The sequence below is a fragment of the Neisseria sp. P0021.S007 genome (assembly GCF_051956855.1).
Genome location: NZ_JBQCXA010001312.1, coordinates 1 through 501, shown reverse-complemented (window position 1 = coordinate 501; position 501 = coordinate 1). Strand labels below are relative to the sequence as shown.

1 protein-coding gene is annotated in these 501 nt (G+C 57.5%); it reads left to right on the top strand.

The genetic code is table 11. The annotated features are described in order from the left end of the window. Nucleotides 1-501: dihydroxy-acid dehydratase domain-containing protein (locus ACTHUR_RS18910; RefSeq protein WP_440400317.1), on the top strand; the 501-nt coding region annotated here is incomplete at both ends.

Sequence of the window (501 nt, the reverse complement as noted above, 5' to 3'; positions counted from 1 at the left end):
CCTCGAAGCAGGCCGCATGATTGTCGAAATCACCAAACGCTATTACGAGCAAGACGACGAAACCGTACTGCCGCGCAGCATCGCCACCAAAAAAGCGTTTGAAAATGCCATGACCATGGACATCGCCATGGGCGGCTCCACCAACACCATCCTGCATTTGCTCGCCGTCGCCAACGAAGCGGGCGTGGATTTCAAAATGGCCGACATCGACCGCTTAAGCCGCGTCGTCCCCTGCATCTGCAAAACCGCGCCCAACAACCACGACTACTACATGGAAGACGTGCACCGCGCGGGCGGCATCTTCGCCATCCTGAAAGAATTGGACAAAGCGGGCAAACTGCACACCGACGTCTACACCATCCATGCGCCGACGCTGAAAGACGCGATTGAAAAATGGGACGTCACCAATCCCGAAAACACCCACGCCATCGAACGCTTCAAAGCCGCGCCCGGCGGCGTGCGCACCACCCAAGCGTTCTCGCAAAACCGCATGTGGAAAAC